Origin of the sequence: Paeniglutamicibacter sp. NPDC091659 (assembly GCF_044756805.1) — a bacterium.
GTDB lineage: Bacteria > Actinomycetota > Actinomycetes > Actinomycetales > Micrococcaceae > Paeniglutamicibacter.
In genome coordinates this window covers 232186-247842 of record NZ_JBIVTO010000001.1, presented here as the reverse complement: position 1 = coordinate 247842, position 15657 = coordinate 232186, and the positions used below count along the sequence as shown (strand labels likewise).

Genomic DNA, 15657 nt, shown 5'->3' with positions numbered 1-15657 from the left:
CCGCCCCCCACTGTGGGGCCCGCGCCCCCGCCCCCCCCCCCCCCCCCGCGGGGGGGGGGGGGCCCCCCCCCCCCCCCCCCCCCCCCCCCCCCCACTTCTGGAGTCCGGACTGATTACCGAAGTTACGAGGTGCAGGCTTCATTGGAACAGCCCGCATCCCGCGGCGACCAGTGGGCTTCGCCCTCGCCGCGGTCCTCCCAGACAATATGCCGATGCTGACCGCAGCGTTCGCAGGCAGGGGCCAGATACGTGGCCTTCTCGGCATCCGTGTACATCTTGTACTCGCCCATGGCGTTCTCCTTAGGGTTCCCCGACGGCGGTAGCAACACTCTACGCCGTGACATCGGGCCAACTCTAGGGCTCCTATCCAATGCGTGTGCTTTGCCCTGCCCAAGCACAACAACGGTTGCCACCGCCGGAACCCTGGCGAACCGACTACGCGGTGACTCGGGAGCTTTCCCTGACCACTTCAATCCAGCGGTTCGTGACCAACGACCATCGACTCTTCAGGCTTGGCTCGATGCTGTCGAACCGGTCAATGATCTCCGTTTGCGGATCGATCTTCAGCTCGGCAAGGCGATCAACGCTTTCATCGCACCATTGGCGCGCGGTGCGGGCCACCGCCTCCATGTGGAACTGCACGCCCCAGGCATTCGGGCCGACCTTGAAGGCCTGGTTTGCGCAACCCTCGCTTGAACACAACGTCACGGATCCGGCAGGAAGGGCAACAACTTCGAGCCAGTGCCACTGGAGCGCGACCGGATTTTCGTCGAGCCCGCCAAGAAGTTCATCCTTGCGGCCTGCCTCGGTCAGCTTCATGTCAACCAACCCGATTTCCGGGCCGGCCACCATCGTTTCAACATTTCCGCCCGCGACATGTGCCAGCATCTGGGCGCCGAGGCATATTCCGAGGTACGGCATCCGGGTATCCAGTGCATCCGCAATCAATGCGCGCACGCCGGGCAACCAGGGAGCCACGTCGTCTTCCATGGGACCCGGGGATCCCCCGAGCACGATCAGCCCGTCGAAACCCTCAACGGAGTCCGGAACCTGGACTCCGATTTCTGGGCCGACCACGGTGTAGCCGATATTTGCGGCATCCAGCTGCTCGCCCACCAGCGCGGCGTCGGCCGTTCGCTCGTGTTCAACGACCAGAATTCGCAACCTGGCATTTTCATCTTGATTCAGTGCCACTTTTTAGAGCCTTCCTGCCGCAACGATCTTCTGCAGGAACTCTTGGGTCCGTTCTTCCTGCGGGTTGCCGAAGATCTGCTCCGGCTCACCGATTTCCAACACACGCCCTTCGTGAAGGAACGCAACGCGATTCGAGACCTCGCGCGCGAAGGACATTTCATGGGTGGCCATGAGAATCGTCAGGCCTTCCTGTGCCAGCTCACGCACGATGTTCAGGACCTCGGCCACCAGCTCCGGGTCGAGCGCGGAGGTGATCTCGTCAAGCAACAGAACCTCGGGGTTCATGGCCAGCGCACGCACGATCGCCACGCGCTGCTGCTGTCCGCCCGAGAGCTGGTCGGGGAACGCCGCGGCCTTGTGCTCAAGACCAACCCTCGTCAGCAGAGCCATCGCGCGTTCTTCGGCTTCGGCCTTTGAAATCCCCAAGACCTTTACCGGCGACAACGTGACGTTCTGGAGAACCGTCATGTGGGGGAAGAGGTTGAAGCTCTGGAAGACAATCCCGACCTTCTGCCTCAGCTCATTGACGTTGACACCTTCGCCGGAAACGACGTCGTCTTCCAGACGGATATCACCGCCGTTGATCGACTCCAGAGCGTTGACGGTGCGCAGCAGTGTCGACTTGCCGCAACCGGAGGCGCCAATCAGGCAAACAACTTCGTGCTTTTCAACGTGCAGGTTGATGCCGCGCAGGACGGTGTTTGATCCATAGGACTTGATCACGTTGTTCAATTCAAGAAATGACATGTTTAGCCTTGTAGCCTTTGCTTCTTCTCGTCGTGTTCCAGCAGCCGGTCAACGAATCTGGTCTGCGGAATCGTGATCAGGATGAACAAGAGGGCCACGACGGTGACGGAAGAGAGATTGAAGTAGTTGCTCGCGTACGTCTTGGCCTGGGTAAACGCATCAACGGTTCCGATGATGGTCACCAATGCAGTGTCCTTCTGAAGACCAATGAAGTCGTTGAGAAGGGGCGGCGAAACACGGCGGAACGCCTGGGGAACCACCACGTAACGCATCGTCTTGCCGTAACTGAGACCCAGCGAGCGCGCAGCCGAGACCTGGGACCAGTGGATGCTGGAGATTCCGGCCCGGTACACCTCTGCAACGTAGGCGCTGTAGGTCAGGGTCAGGGCGAAGATGGCCGCCCACATGGGGCTCATCTCGCTGAGGACCGGAACGTTTGCCAGCGGCAGGCCGAAGCCCACCAGGTAGATCACGATGATCGAGGGAACCGCGCGGAAGATGTCCACGTAGGTCGTTGCCAGCCAGCGGATCGGCCGGCCTGCCGCGCCCGGTGCCATGCGTGCAATCGCAATGACCAAACCGAACACCAGCACGAACAGCTCCGCCGTGACGGCAATGATGATGTTGTTGGCAAAGGCCTTCGACACGTCCCCCAGACTCTTGGCCATGAAGGAAACGTCGAAGAACGTGGTCTGCACCGCGTGGTTGTTTGCCAGCAGGAAGAGCACGAACACCGACAAGATGCTGATCGGCAGCGACGAGCCCAGCGTGACCCAGCCGGAGTTCGCTCCGCGGAAGCGCAGGCGCCGGCTTTCGACGGTGTTGCCTGCATTGAGTGCTTCGTCGCCGGCCCGGGCGGCGTTGAATCCCTTGATAAGCGGGACTGCCGTGCCCAGCGACAGGAGCACGAGCAGCACGGCCACGCTTCCCAGCACGATTTTCCATACGCCGGGGTTGGCGGCAACGACGAGCAATGTGCCGGTGTAGATGGTCAGGCTAAGCGTCAGGGCAAAGACAATCGTGGCGGCCAGGAGCACGGTTTTGGTTGCATCCGGGTATTCGCCGGTGTTTGGCTTCCCGCTGATGGGCGTAGAAGTCTTGGTGGTGAGAAGATCTGCCATTAGAAGTTCCAAACCGGAATCGTTGTCGGGTCAATTCCGTAGGCGTCGGTCAGGTAAGCCGAGCTGAGCTTGTCCAGGGTGCCGTCCTTTTTCATCTCGTCAAGCATCGCGTTGACGACCTTGACGTTGGCGGAGCCCTTGGGCATCATGACCCCGTAGGATTCATTGGTCGGAATCTGGCCGACAACCTCAACCGCGCCATTCGACTTTGCCGCAGCCCCGAGGACGATGCTCAGGTCCTGGATTCCGGCATCGATGCGGCCCGCCGCCACGGCTGCCTGCTGCTCCGGGTCGCCCGGGAACACCGACGGATCCTTTGCGGGCTTGATGGTCTTGGCAACCAGCATCTGGCCAACGGTGCCCTGCTTGACCCCGAGGTGCGAATTAGCGAGGTCGCCCTGGGCAAGAGTCGCTCCCTTCTTGACCATCACGCCCGCCGTCGATTCGTAGTACGGCTTCGAGAAGTCCATCACGCTCTTGCGCTCGGGGGTGATGGTGATTTGGTTGAGGGTCAGGTCAAACGAACCCGACTTGCCGGCGACCAGTCCGTCGAAGGAAGAATTCTGCAGGTCCAGCCCCTTGGCGCCGCCGCGGTGGGCAATGTTGGCCAGCAGGCAGTAGTCGAATCCACTCTTGATGCTCTCGACGGTGTCGCCGTTGTACCAACCCGGAGACGGGAGATCGGCCTTGACCGTTACGACCCCGTCCGTAATGAGTTCCAGTGGGTGGCTGCCGGCTTCACCCGTGATCACGCAGTCCCCAAATGGAGCGGAATCGGCCTTCGCGGCCGGGGATTCGTTTCCACCCGAACCGCAGGCGGTCAATCCCAGGGCCAGAGTGATTACACCGGCGGTTGCGACAAAGCGAGTGTGGCGCATGTGGATCCTTTCAACATTACCTAAATCGATTTAGGCGGCTAGGATGGAATTCTACGAGACACCACTAGGATTGTGTCAAGTACGTCACACCAGGGAGAGACATCGAGCACATGCCGGATCTAGGAAACTCACTCACTCGGACCAAGGCAGTTCGCATCAAGGACGTGGCTTCGGCGGCGGGAGTTTCGCCGGCGACGGTATCCCTCGTTTACAACAACAAGGGCGAAGTCGCTCCGGAAACACGCCGAAAGGTCCTGGAGACAGGTCGTCACCTGGGCTATCGGGCCAACCCGCTAGGTCGGGCACTCCGCACAGGTCAAAGCCGGATTCTTGGGGTGCTCGTCAGCTATCGGGACTCCCCCGTATGGCAGGAAACCTACCTCCCGTACTACCGCGAGATCATCGCCGATGCGGCCATCGAAGCCATGGAACACGGCTACTCGGTGGCCGCCGCAGCGCCGGGGAGCCGGAACCTCGAAGGAGCATTGGCGAACCTCGACGGAGTGATCGTTGTGGACCCGATTCAAGACGACGTCATTGTCGAATATTGCGCCGCGCGCGGCATTCCACTCGTCGCAGATGGCGGGTTTGTCGGCGAAAAGCGCGGTGAAAAACAAATCGCGATCCGCGGCAACGTCGAGGTCTACCTTCGGGAGATTCTCGACGAGACGGCACGCCAATTTCACGCACACGCCGGCAAAAAACTCACGGATATCCGTTTGTTTACAGGCTCCGTCATCGACCGATACACGGCTGATACCGGAAAGGTTTTCACCGAATGGTGCGAAGAAAACCAGATCCTGCCGCGATCCACTGCGGTAAACCCCGGGGATGACGTAAACGACGTGGCTCGGCGCATCCTTGCGGAAAACAAGCCAGAGGCGGTCTATTGCCTCAATGAAAGCTACTCAACCGCGGTCATTGACGCGGCCTCGGCGCTAGGCCTGAGGATTCCCGAAGACGTGGTCCTGTCTTCGGCCGCCACCTCAACACAGGCCAAGCAAGATCCTCGCGTGAATTACATAGAGTCCACGGATGAGGTCAGCCCCGGAAAACTCGCAGTCAAGACGCTCGTCAGCTTCCTGGAAACCGGGACGGCGCAGGATTCGACAACCGAATACCGGTTGCGCCCCGCCCTCCGGGCAACGGTGCCGGAATGACACCGCAAAAGGTCCGGCGTCCCGTCCGCTGAGTTGCCCCACGCCGAATCGCAGTTCCACACCCGCCGCAGGTAAACCGCCGGCTCGGCGATGCCTAGGGCGCCGGGTGGTGGCGCTTGAACTTGCGGTAGTGGTTCATGGTGCTGACCAGGATGTAGTACCAGCGGCGAGGGTCGGTTTCCTTGCGGTAGAACAGCGGGTGGCTGTAGGCCTTCGAGGAAATGAGCTTCTCCACCTTCTGCTTCATGTCCCCGGGGACATAACGGCGCAGCAAGCGCAGGGGCAGGATCGTATAGAGGTGCTCGTCCTGGAATTGCGTGAATTCCGGTTCCGCGGGCAGGGTTCCCTCGAGGAATTCCTGCACGTAGAAACGTGAGACGTTTGCCCCGGCCGCGGAGATGTAGAAGTGGTTGCGTCCCAGCCGCGGGTTCAGCTCGAAGAACTTGTAGCTGCCGTCGCGCGGATCCAGCTTCATGTCGAACATGGAGAACCCGGTCCAGCCCAGTTCATTGAGCATCCTGGTTCCGGCCTCGATGGCCACATCATTCGGCTGTGCCACGATGGCCGCGGAATTCCCCAGGGCGCCCGGCGCGTGCTCCTCGACAATGACGCGCCCGCAGGAAGCAAAGCGCACCTTGCCGCTTTGGTCGCTGAAGAACGTGGCGATGTGCATGCCGCTGTCCCCGCCGGGGATCAGGTCCTGGATGACAAGCGTTCCCTCGTATCCGGCAGCCGTGGCCTTTGAGACCAGGTCCTTCAGCTCGGCTTCCGTCGCGACGGTGTGGACCTTCTTCTTGCCGGAGAACTCAAGTTTTCCCCAGGCAACCCCGTCGGAGGGCTTGACGACGGCGGGCAGCGGAATCTTTTCCTCGGCCAGCCGGGCGGGCAGAGCTTCGATGTCGGCGTGGTCCGCGCAGTCGTGGACCACGGTACCCGGGAAGGGAATGTCCAGGCTACGGCAGAGTTCGTAGAACGCGTCCTTTTCCGTGGCGCGGTCCAGCTGGTCTTCGCCGACGTACGGGACGGTGAACCAGACGCGCAGGCGCTCCGCGTTGCGGGCGATGAAGCGGATGTGCTGGTCGGCTCCACCCAAAAGCAGCAGCGGGCGGGGACCGCCGGCGCCGGCTGCCAGTTCGCGTCCGAGTGAAATCACGAAGTCCAGGAATGCTGTCTCGTTGTCCTGCTCGGCAAAGGGGCGCGCGTCTAGGATTCGGGAGTGGTCCACGATTCCCGTCATCACGGACGGGACGACCGCGGAAATGGCCCCGTACTCCTGGTGGAACTCTCGAGCCAATGAGTACGAGCCGATGTCGCCCCCCAGGATGACGGGGACAAAGGACTGCTCGGAGGGAATACGCATGAACCAAAGCTATCAACCATTCACTCATCGCATACCCCGGGTGGGTACTTGACAGGATACCCCCAAGGGGTATTATTGCGAGTATGGAAAACGTTGCAGCCCCCGTCGATGAACATGTAAACCACGCCTACACCACCAACAAGGAGACCCTTCTGAAGCGACTCAGTCGCATCGAGGGCCAGGTGCGCGGTGTCAGTCGCATGGTTGACGAGGAAAAATACTGCATCGACATCCTCACCCAGATTTCGGCCATCAACGCCGCCCTGCACAAGGTCAGCCTCGGCCTGGTGGAAGACCACGTTTCCCACTGTGTGGTCAACGCCGCAGCCCAGTCGATCGAAACCGGCGACCAGAGCATCGTGGCGGACAAGGTCGCAGAGGTCACCACCGCCATCGGCCGCCTGCTGCGCTAAGCGCGGGCAGGCACACATTCCAACACCCCTCACCCCCCAGGAGAACAAATGAGCAACGAATCAAGCTGCGGTTGCGGCGGTTGCGGCTGCGGAAACAGCTCGAACGACGGCCTCACCATCACTGCACGACCCACCGAGGACGCCATGAGCCAAAACATCACCTTGAAGATCGACGGCATGACCTGCGGCCACTGCGTCGCCTCCGTCACCGAGGAACTCAATGAAGTCCCGGGTGTCAGCAACGTCGAGGTCTTCCTTTCAGCAGGTGGGACATCCACCGCCACCATCACCACCAGCGCACCCGTCGAGAACTCGGTTCTCGAAGCAGCAGTCACGGAGGCCGGCTACACGCTCGTCTCCGCGAGCGCCTAAACCCCTCACCTGCGGCCGGAGGCCGGACCACGCGTCCGGCCCGCCGCAAGGTTCGAGAGAAGCAAAGGAATCATGAGCAACGACATCTCGTTCCCCGCCAACCAACGCATCGTCGAGCTGGACATCCAGGGCATGACCTGCGCATCGTGTGTCGGCCGGGTCGAACGCAAGCTAGGCAAGATCGAGGGCGTCGAAGCCCTGGTGAACCTGCCGCTGGAATCGGCGCGGATCACGGTCCCCGAGAACGTCAGCGACGAGCAACTCATCGCCACGGTCCAGTCGGCCGGCTACCAGGCCAGCCTCAAGGTCGACCAGTACGCCGCCGCACCCGCGGACGCTGCCGCGCACGCCCACACCGCGGCGGAACCAACCTCCGACTCCCCCGCCGCCAATGAAGCGCACACGATGCCGGGCATGAACCACGCGGCCGACCCGTCCCGAAGCGACCTGAAGAAGCGCCTGGTGGTCGGCGCGATCCTCACGGTGCCGCTGTTCATCATCTCTATGGTTCCCGCCGCGCAATTCCCGCACTGGGGCTGGGTTGCATTGGCACTGGCCACGCCCGTGGTGTTCTGGTCCGCGTGGCCGTTCCACCGCGCCGCGGCCATCAACGCCCGCCACTTCGCCTCCACCATGGACACCTTGGTGTCGATCGGCGTCCTGGCTGCGTACCTCTTCTCCCTCTGGCAGCTGGTCGCGGACCCGAACATCACGGCCCACGTGGGCATGTCGATGAGCGAACACGCACTCTACTTCGAGACCGCGGGCGTCGTGGCGACGTTCCTGCTGCTCGGCCGATACCTCGAGGCGCGCGCCAAGGCCCGGGCCGGCGATGCGTTGAAGACCCTGCTGGATCTGGGCGCCAAGGAAGCCACGGTGCTGCGCGACGGCGTCGAAACCAAGATCGCGGCCTCCGAGCTGGTTCCGGGCGACGAGTTCGTGGTCCGCCCGGGCGAGAAGATCGCCACCGACGGCTATGTGGTCACAGGCCACTCCGCCATCGACACGGCTCTGGTCACCGGCGAATCCGTGCCCGTCGAGGTGGGCCCGGACGACACCGTCACCGGCGCCACCATCAACACCTCCGGCCGCCTGTTGGTTCGCGCCACCCGCGTCGGCAAGGACACCACGCTGGCCCAGATGGGCCGCCTGGTTTCCGAGGCGCAGACCGGCAAGGCGCCCATCGCCCGGTTGGCCGACCGCATCTCGGCGGTCTTCGTGCCGATCGTGCTGGCAATCGCCGTGCTCACCTTCGTTCTGTGGCTGGTGTTCACCGGGGACCTGGACTCGGCCTTCGCCGCGGCCGTCGCGGTGCTGGTCATCGCCTGCCCGTGTGCACTGGGCCTTGCAACGCCCATCGGCCTGCTGGTCGGCACGGGCCGCGGCGCCCAGCTGGGCATCCTGATCCGCGGACCGCAGGTCCTCGAGGACACCCGCAAGATCGACACGGTGCTGCTGGACAAAACCGGCACCATCACCGAGGGCAACCTCGCCGTCGCCTCGGCCACCCCGGCGCACCCGTTTGACGAGGCCGAACTGCTGGCCCTGGCCGGCGCGGGCGAGTCAGGCTCCGAACACCCGATCGCCCACGCCATCGTCGCGGCCGCAAAGTCCGCCGCCCCGCTGGCCGAGGCCACGGCCTTCAGCTCCGCCCCGGGCGGCGGCGTCCGCGCCGTCGTCGGCAGCCGCACTGTCGTCGCGGGACGGGAAAGCTGGCTCAAGGAGAACGGGATCGAGCTGACAGACGAACACCGCGCCAGCCTGGCCGCGGCACAGCGGACCGGCGCCACCTCCATCATGGTCGGCGTCGACGGATCCTTCGCCGGCCTGGTCAACCTGACCGACACCGTCAAGGCATCCTCCGCCGCGGCGATCGCAAGGCTGAAGGAACTGGGCCTGCGCCCGGTCCTGCTCACCGGCGACAACAAGGCGGTGGCCACGCAGGTCGCAGCCGAGGTTGGCATCGCCCCGGAGGATGTCTTTGCCGATGTCTTCCCCGACGGCAAGGCACAGGCCGTGCGCGAGTTGCAGGCGCGCGGACGGGTGGTTGCCATGGTGGGCGACGGCGTGAACGACGCCCCGGCTCTGGCGCAGGCTGACCTGGGCATCGCGATGGGATCGGGCACGGATGTCGCCATCGAGGCGGCGGACCTGACCATCATGGGCAACGACCTGAACCAGGTGGCACAGTCCATCGAGCTTTCCCGCAAGACGCTGGGCACCATCAAGATGAACCTGTTCTGGGCCTTCGCCTATAACACCGCGGGCATCCCGATCGCCGCACTGGGCTTCCTGAACCCGATGATCGCCGGCGCCGCGATGGCCGCCAGTTCGGTGCTGGTTGTTGCCAACTCGCTGCGCCTGCGCAGCTTCGGAAAACGCAGATAGCCTCCACTGCTGCCCACGGACAAAGTTCCGGTGTTCCCTTTCGGGAACACCGGAACTTTGTCGTTTTGCGGGCTTTGTGCGTTGTCCCTGGACGACGGCCTGCCGCAGGCTCCCGCGTCGCGAGATAGACCCCTCAGCAAAACCACTCCCGGCCGCCGAACGGTTTTCATTGTGCCCGGAGTCACATGCGTCTAGAGTCGGTTGTGAACAAAGTGTTTAGTGACGCGTAACGGAATGCTTGATTCCGGGAAACGGATTTTGCATTGATGGAAACGGAAGCCGTGGAAACCCTCGGGGCCCGCGTTCGTGCCGCACGCGAACTACGCGGACTCACCCTGCGCCGGCTGGCCAGCATGACCGGGCTAAGTTCCGGATTCATCAGCCAGCTGGAAAACGACAGGTCCAACGCGAGCGTCGCCAGCCTCAGGAGCCTCGCCTCGGCGCTGGGCGTGAGTGCAGCTGAACTCATCGAAGGACGCATCAAGGATTCCCAGGGCGTGCTACGCAAGGACCAGCGACCCAGGATCCACATGGCCGACGGACTGACAAAGTTCAGCCTGACCCGGGCCCCCTTGCGCAATCTGGAAATCTACTCGGGCTACCTCGAACCCGGCGGCAGCACCGGGGACGAGCATTACAGCCACGGAAACGCCCAGGAGTTCGTGATGTGCATCAACGGCAGGATCGAACTGTTCGTCGGGGACGAAAAACACGTCCTCGACGCCGGGGACAGCATCGAATACCTGACCTCCAGCGAACACGGACTGCGCAACATCGGCGACGACACCGCCGAAGTCCTCTGGGTCATTTCCCCGCCCACCAACTGACACAACCCGCCGATATCCACCTCGAAGAACCAGCAGGAGCAATCTCATGACAGTGAACGGCAACGTTTCGTTCTGGTACGCAGCCGACGGCCTCCCCGGCCAGAGAACACCCCTGACCGGGGACACCACCGCCGACGTGGCAATCGTCGGCGCCGGCTACACCGGGTTGTGGACCGCGTACTACCTGAAGAAGGCCGACCCGTCGCTGGACATCGTGGTCCTCGAAAGCCGCTTCGCCGGATTCGGCGCCTCCGGGCGCAACGGCGGCTGGCTGACCAACTCGATCACCGGCGGCCGCGGCCAGTACGTCAATAGCCACGGCCGCAAGACCGTCGGCCGCTTCCAGGAGCTGCTGAACGAAACAGTCGACGAGGTCATCTCCGCGGCTGGGGCCGAGGGCATCGACGCCCACTTCCACAAGGGCGGGGAGCTGAACGTCGCCCGCAACGAGGCCCAGCTGGCCCGGCTCAAGGCCTATGCCGAGTCCGAGGAGGCCTGGCCGGAGGCCGGCGCCCGGCTCCTTGACGCACGGGAAACCGGGGAACGGGTCAATATCGCCAATGCGCTGGGGTCCATCCACCAGCCACACGCGGCACGCATCCATCCGGCCAAGCTGGTTCGCGGCCTGGCCGAGGTCTGCGAACGCATGGGCGTGCGGATCTACGAGGGCACCGCAGTCACCGAGATCCTGCCGCGCAAGGCCGTCACCGCGTACGGCACCGTCGAGGCGGCGTACATCATGCGCGCCACCGAGGGCTTCACCGCAAACCTCAAGGGATCGCACCGCGAATGGCTGCCGATGAACTCCTCGATGATCGCCACCGCACCCTTGCCGGACTCCGTCTGGGATGAAATCGGGTGGAACGACCGCGACACCGTCGGGGACATGGCCCACGCCTACATGTACGCGCAGCGCACCGAGGACGGACGCATCGCCCTGGGCGGGCGCGGGGTGCCCTACCGCTACGGGTCCAAGACCGACACCGACGGGGCCACCCAGCCCGGCACCATCAAGCTGCTCACCGACATCCTGCACGACATGTTCCCGGCAACCCGGGGCGCAGCGATCGACCACGCATGGGCCGGAGTGCTGGGCGTGCCCCGCGACTGGAAGGCAACCGTCGGGCTGGACAAGGAAACGGGCATCGGTTGGGCGGGCGGCTACGTCGGCACCGGCGTCACCGCCACCAACCTTGCGGGTCGCACGCTCCGGGACCTGATCCTTGATCCGGGCAGCGAACTGACGCAGATGCCGTGGGTGAACCGCAAGGTGAGGCGCTGGGAGGTCGAACCCGCCCGCTGGATCGCCGTCCAGTCTCTCTACAAGGCCTACGGCATTGCAGACCAGGCGGAGAAGACCGGGCGTTCGGCAACCTCGAAGATCGCCCGCATCGCGGATCTCGTCTCCGGCCGGGCCTGAACGGCACCGGAACACTCCCACCGAAAACAACTACCGACAAAGGAACCCGCAAGACATGGCTGCAAAGTTGATCCATCTCCCCGCCGCCGGCACCGCCGAACTCGGTGCGTTCGCGCCCAAGGCCACTGCACTCACCGAGGGCCTGCAGGAGGCCTCGCGGGAAATCTGGTCCGCCGATTCCCTGGAGGTCGGGGTGTGGGAGGCGACGCCCGGCACGTTCACCGCCTTCCGCGACGAATACCACGAGGTCTGCCAGATCCTCAGCGGGTCCGTGACAATCACCTCGGAGGGAGGCTGCGGGGTATTGGTCGGCGCCGGTGACACAGTGGTGATGCCCGCGGGCTGGAAGGGGCTCTGGGAGATCCACGAAACCGTCCGCAAGACCTACGTGATCCTCTCCGGCGTCGACAACGCGCTGTAGCGGAACCACGCGGATGCATGCATCGGCCAGGGCCGCGTCGCAACGGCGTGGCCCTGGCCGACGTGTGCGGCGCCGGTCCTGCACCGCTTGGCTGCCTGCCTTACAGGCTGCGCATTTCATCGGCGCGCACTAGCAGCACGCCCCCGATGATCAACGCCCCGCCCAGCAGCTGGATGCCGGCCGGAAGCTGCCCGAGCAGCAGCCAGGCCCACACCACGGCAAAGAGGACTTCCGTCAGCGAAATGAACGAGGCAAGCTTCGACCCCAAGGCCCGGGCAGCCATGATGCCCGTGACGTAGGAAATGACGGTGGAGAAGAGAATCAGCCCGCCCAGGGCAACCCACCATTGCGTTTCCCAGTTGGCAAGCTTCACAGGCGTGAACGCAATGTGCATCTCCAGGAGCCCGATCGCTGCCAGCAGGGCCATGGTCGTCGCGCCCACGAAGAGTCCTCCGGTGGCCAACGCCAGGGGCGGCAGCGCCCCTTCGACCCGTGCGCTGACAAAGAAGTAGACGACCAGCCCGACCGCGGCCCCGAGCCCCCACAGCACACCGATCGGGTCCACCCGGGTGCTCCCCGTCAGATCCAGCACGGCCGCCAGTCCGATCAGCGAGAGCACCGTTCCGCCGATGGTCAGGGCCGCCGGACGCTTGCGGTGTCGGATCCATAGGAAGACCACGATCAGCACAGGTGCCAGGAACTCAAGCAGCAGGGCAACTCCCACGTCAAGGCGTTCGACGGCCTGGAAGTAGAAGAACTGGCAGACCGCCACCCCGAAGAAGCCGAAGAGCAGGATCGACTTCCAGTTCTGCGCGGCGAGCCCCCATTTGCCGCGCATCACGATGAGCGTGGGGATCAGCAGAACCAGGGAAGCCCCGGCCAGCCGCAAGGTCACGGCCGCGGCCGGCGACCACCCGGAATCCAACAGCGCCTTGGCGAAAGAGCCGGAGAGCCCGAAGATCGCCGAGGAAAACAGCGCAATGCCAACCCCGCCCATGCGGGGCTTTGCGCGGCCTACAGCCAGGGTTGGCGCGCCGACCGGCTCCGATGAAACTTTCTCCAATGGCATGCGCGCTCCTCAGCGTGGCGTTCCGACAGTTGAGTGATCGCGCACAACCAGATCGACTGTCAGGAGTAAATGAATGTATGCTACTGACATTAGAACCATTCATGATATTCCGTCAATCCACAAGGCACCACAGGAGTAAAAGTGATCTTTGCCCATGACACGGAAGCCGCCCTTGGCACGGTCGTCGATCTAATCAACAGCGCTGCCACGGACACCGACGGCCTGTTGACCATCGCGGACCTTGACCACTTCGTCGCCGAACAGCGCTTCTCAGGGTCCCGCACCCACAGCGATGCGGAACTGCGCTCGGTGCGCCAGCTACGCGCCCAATTGCGTGAGATCTGGGTTGCTTCCGAGGACGAAGCCGTCGAGCAGGTCAACTTCATCCTGCGCAACGCCAGGGCGCTTCCTCAGCTGGTCAAGCACGACGGGCTGGACTATCACATCCACGCCACGACCCAGCAGGCGCCGCTGAGCGAGCGCATGGCCGTGGAGGCCGCCATGGCCCTGGTTGATGTCATACGCTCCGGGGAACGCGAAAGGTTGCGCTCCTGCGCGGCACCGGATTGCACCGCAGTGCTGCTGGACCTGTCCAAGAACCGCTCCAAGCGCTACTGCGACACCGGCAACTGCGCGAACCGTGAACACGTCCGCGCGTACCGCCAGCGGCAATCCGCACAAAAAGAGTAATCCTCGCCATACACTGGTCTCATAGCCGGAGATGGTTCCGATCAATCGATCCGAGGAGCAACAGTGAGCAACGAACCAGTACCCCAAAAACACGCCTCTGATGACTTCGATGTGGACCTGGAAAAGGCCAACGAAAGCCCCCTTCGAGCCGCCGCACGCTGGGCCGCGGGCCTCGTCGAAGCGTTTTTCGGCGGAGACGGATCCGATGTCGTGGGCGCCGCGGTCGTGGTGCACCGGCTCGAGGACCATTCCGAGGTGATTCGCATCAACACCGGCAGCATCGAGGAGGCAGAGTCCCTCGTGTCCATGGTCCGCTCGGATCTGGAAGAACTTAGTGCCGAGGAGTTCTTGGACCGTTGGAGCGCCGCCGGCGACCAGGAAAACGCTTCCTGAGGCGCATCCCTGCCGCCTCCCGGAAGCGGGACCGGAAACACAAAAGCCACCGGGATTCGAATCCCGGTGGCTTTCGTTTCAAATTCTTGGCTAGTGTCCCGACTTCTTGTCAGGGTTCACCGAGGAGCGGTTGACACCGGATCCGGCGCCGAGATCCTCGGGATTCTCCTTGCCGGCCATGGTCATCACCGAGATGATCAGCAGGCAAGCCACGAACGCCACGCCGAAGGCTACAAGCCCGACATCCAACCGCAGCGGGTTATCTGATCCGCCGGTCGCCGAAATCGTGGCTACAACGCCAGCGATCAAGGCCATGACAAGCGAGAAGGACAGTGGCGCCTTGATGCTCTGCTGCCAAGATTTTTTATTCTCAACCGGGTTGTTGCCCACGTTAAGGCCCTCCTACAGGTTTGGTTCAACGTCTAGTCTAGCCCCAAAGGCCGGCTTGGCCTTCCTTGGAATCATGCCGCAATCCGAAGGCCGAGATCATTTCGAAGACGGTCAGGATAATGGCACCGCCACCGGCTAGACCGAGCAATGCGTGGGCGTCCATGTTCAGCCCCATCAAAAGCGCTGCGCCTACACCCAGACCGACAAAGCCCGTGACCAGCTGGTCCTTGAACGGCACAAAGTCGGCACGGAGGCGGATGAAGACCATGATTTCCAGGACGCCGGCAATGATGAAGGCTGCGGCCCCGGCAATGCCGATGACCAGCACTTCAGGACGCAACGCCATGACCAGACCGGACAGGATCATCACCAGTGCGGCACCGGCATAGAAGCCTTGTGCGGCCTTCGGCGCGCTGGGCGCCTTGGCGTAGTCCCACATGAATTTGGCGCTAGCCACCATAAACGCGGCAAGGCCGTAGGCCAAGACCTGGTTGGTGGCGCTGGGCCAGAAAATTGAAAGGAGCGCGAACCCGGCGGCCGCGATTGCACGGCCCATGACGGGGGTTGCAACTTCGGCGGCAAGGGCGGCGGGGATTTTTACAGCAGGCACTCTTCGAGTCTAACGGCGCTCAACCTATCCCTTGAATTCGAAGGCTCGACGCGCATCATTTCCGGTCCGAGATCCGCAATGGTCGCGGCACACATCAGTTGCATTTTGACGGGGAGCCCTCGGCCAACAGTTTAATGACCCGATCCGCCCCTTCCTCACCGCCGACCACAAGCCCGCCCGTGGAACAGACCTGACACGAGGCGA

Annotated in this window: 18 protein-coding genes; 9 read left to right on the top strand and 9 right to left on the bottom strand. The window is 63.4% G+C overall.

Going from position 1 to position 15657, the window contains the following annotated elements; translation table 11 throughout:
- Positions 1-122: 122 nt before the first annotated feature.
- The 5 genes from ACIQLF_RS01155 to ACIQLF_RS01135 form a co-directional block, all read right to left on the bottom strand.
- On the bottom strand, positions 123-290 hold the full coding sequence (locus ACIQLF_RS01155; RefSeq protein WP_400293753.1) for a hypothetical protein: 168 nt from the start codon (positions 288-290) through the stop codon (positions 123-125).
- Between the two features lie 145 nt (positions 291-435).
- Positions 436-1194, bottom strand: a complete 759-nt coding sequence (locus tag ACIQLF_RS01150; protein WP_400293752.1) for a type 1 glutamine amidotransferase — start codon at positions 1192-1194, stop codon at positions 436-438.
- Between the two features lie 3 nt (positions 1195-1197).
- Positions 1198-1941, bottom strand: coding sequence for an amino acid ABC transporter ATP-binding protein (locus tag ACIQLF_RS01145; protein WP_400293751.1), 744 nt, complete (start codon positions 1939-1941; stop codon positions 1198-1200).
- 2 nt (positions 1942-1943) lie between these two features.
- On the bottom strand, positions 1944-3062 hold the full coding sequence (locus tag ACIQLF_RS01140; protein WP_400293750.1) for an amino acid ABC transporter permease: 1119 nt from the start codon (positions 3060-3062) through the stop codon (positions 1944-1946).
- Positions 3062-3940 (bottom strand): transporter substrate-binding domain-containing protein, encoded by an 879-nt coding sequence (locus tag ACIQLF_RS01135; RefSeq protein ID WP_400293749.1) that lies wholly within the window; start codon positions 3938-3940, stop codon positions 3062-3064. The genes ACIQLF_RS01140 and ACIQLF_RS01135 overlap by 1 nt, the downstream gene beginning before the upstream one ends.
- A 164-nt stretch (positions 3941-4104) precedes the next feature.
- Here ACIQLF_RS01135 and ACIQLF_RS01130 point away from each other — a divergent pair, with 164 nt between their 5' ends.
- Entirely contained in the window at positions 4105-5100 is a 996-nt protein-coding gene (locus tag ACIQLF_RS01130; RefSeq protein ID WP_400293748.1) for a LacI family DNA-binding transcriptional regulator, read from the top strand.
- A 94-nt stretch (positions 5101-5194) separates the two neighbouring features.
- Here ACIQLF_RS01130 and ACIQLF_RS01125 read toward each other — a convergent pair whose 3' ends face one another.
- Positions 5195-6460: a carbamoyl-phosphate synthase gene (locus tag ACIQLF_RS01125; RefSeq protein ID WP_400293747.1), complete on the bottom strand. Its 1266-nt coding sequence runs from the start codon at positions 6458-6460 to the stop codon at positions 5195-5197.
- Positions 6461-6543: 83 nt separating this feature from the next.
- On the opposite strand from ACIQLF_RS01125, the gene ACIQLF_RS01120 reads away from it, so the two are divergent.
- The 6 genes from ACIQLF_RS01120 (at position 6544) to ACIQLF_RS01095 (ending at position 12301) form a co-directional block, all read left to right on the top strand.
- Entirely contained in the window at positions 6544-6873 is a 330-nt protein-coding gene (locus ACIQLF_RS01120; RefSeq protein WP_400293746.1) for a metal-sensitive transcriptional regulator, read from the top strand.
- Positions 6874-6921: 48 nt separating this feature from the next.
- The gene (locus ACIQLF_RS01115) at positions 6922-7245 is read left to right on the top strand and encodes a heavy-metal-associated domain-containing protein (protein WP_400293745.1); all 324 of its coding nucleotides are present in this window, start codon (positions 6922-6924) and stop codon (positions 7243-7245) included.
- 72 nt (positions 7246-7317) lie between these two features.
- Positions 7318-9633 carry a heavy metal translocating P-type ATPase gene (locus ACIQLF_RS01110; RefSeq protein WP_400293744.1) on the top strand — a complete coding sequence of 772 codons (2316 nt, stop codon included), beginning with the start codon at positions 7318-7320 and terminating at the stop codon, positions 9631-9633.
- A 266-nt stretch (positions 9634-9899) separates the two neighbouring features.
- Entirely contained in the window at positions 9900-10460 is a 561-nt protein-coding gene (locus tag ACIQLF_RS01105) for a helix-turn-helix domain-containing protein (protein WP_400293743.1), read from the top strand.
- Between the two features lie 46 nt (positions 10461-10506).
- Positions 10507-11880: an NAD(P)/FAD-dependent oxidoreductase gene (locus tag ACIQLF_RS01100; protein WP_400293742.1), complete on the top strand. Its 1374-nt coding sequence runs from the start codon at positions 10507-10509 to the stop codon at positions 11878-11880.
- Between the two features lie 55 nt (positions 11881-11935).
- On the top strand, positions 11936-12301 hold the full coding sequence (locus ACIQLF_RS01095; protein ID WP_400293741.1) for a cupin domain-containing protein: 366 nt from the start codon (positions 11936-11938) through the stop codon (positions 12299-12301).
- Between the two features lie 100 nt (positions 12302-12401).
- Here the strand turns inward: ACIQLF_RS01095 and ACIQLF_RS01090 are convergent, their stop codons facing one another.
- Positions 12402-13370, bottom strand: a complete 969-nt coding sequence (locus ACIQLF_RS01090; protein ID WP_400293740.1) for an EamA family transporter — start codon at positions 13368-13370, stop codon at positions 12402-12404.
- 141 nt (positions 13371-13511) lie between these two features.
- Here ACIQLF_RS01090 and ACIQLF_RS01085 point away from each other — a divergent pair, with 141 nt between their 5' ends.
- Positions 13512-14060 (top strand): CGNR zinc finger domain-containing protein, encoded by a 549-nt coding sequence (locus ACIQLF_RS01085; protein ID WP_400293739.1) that lies wholly within the window; start codon positions 13512-13514, stop codon positions 14058-14060.
- Between the two features lie 63 nt (positions 14061-14123).
- The gene (locus ACIQLF_RS01080; protein ID WP_400293738.1) at positions 14124-14453 is read left to right on the top strand and encodes a hypothetical protein; all 330 of its coding nucleotides are present in this window, start codon (positions 14124-14126) and stop codon (positions 14451-14453) included.
- A 90-nt stretch (positions 14454-14543) separates the two neighbouring features.
- Here the strand turns inward: ACIQLF_RS01080 and ACIQLF_RS01075 are convergent, their stop codons facing one another.
- Both ACIQLF_RS01075 and ACIQLF_RS01070 read right to left on the bottom strand, forming a co-directional pair.
- Positions 14544-14843: a hypothetical protein gene (locus ACIQLF_RS01075; protein WP_400293737.1), complete on the bottom strand. Its 300-nt coding sequence runs from the start codon at positions 14841-14843 to the stop codon at positions 14544-14546.
- A 37-nt stretch (positions 14844-14880) separates the two neighbouring features.
- A complete protein-coding gene (locus ACIQLF_RS01070) occupies positions 14881-15453 on the bottom strand; it encodes a hypothetical protein (protein WP_400293736.1) in 573 nt (190 codons plus the stop codon).
- Positions 15454-15657 lie beyond the last annotated feature (204 nt).